Raw genomic sequence first — 470 nt, forward strand, 5'->3', positions numbered from 1 at the left:
CGGGAACATCCCCGGATTATACATTGCTTGCAGGCGCAGGGCCAACGGGGCCTACGGGTGTAACGGGAGCAACTGGAGTAGGTTTGAGCGGGATTGTACCTTTTGATCCAGCAGTAGCCCCAACGTATCCAGCGGGTCAAGTGGTTACGTTTGATGGCAGTACGTACATTACCAATGTTGCATCGCCAACAGGGACGCCGGGAACATCCCCAGATTACACTTTGCTTGCAGGTGCAGGTGTTACAGGTGCAACCGGAGCAACAGGCGTAGGCTTGAATGGAGTAGTACCGTTTGATCCCGCAGTAGCACCAACGTATCCAGCGGGTCAAGTTGTAACTTTCGATGGCAGTACGTATATAACAAATGTGGCATCGCCAACGGGAACGCCGGGAACATCCCCGGATTATACATTGCTTGCAGGCGCAGGGCCAACGGGGCCTACGGGTGTAACGGGAGCAACTGGAGTAGGT

1 pseudogene is annotated in these 470 nt (G+C 54.7%); it reads left to right on the forward strand.

The features are described from left to right. Positions 1 to 470, forward strand: a pseudogene (locus tag DC345_RS31395) (BclA C-terminal domain-containing protein); the annotation flags it as partial.

Origin of the sequence: Paenibacillus taichungensis (genome assembly GCF_003287275.1) — a bacterium.
GTDB classification, from domain to species: Bacteria; Bacillota; Bacilli; order Paenibacillales; family Paenibacillaceae; genus Paenibacillus; species Paenibacillus taichungensis_A.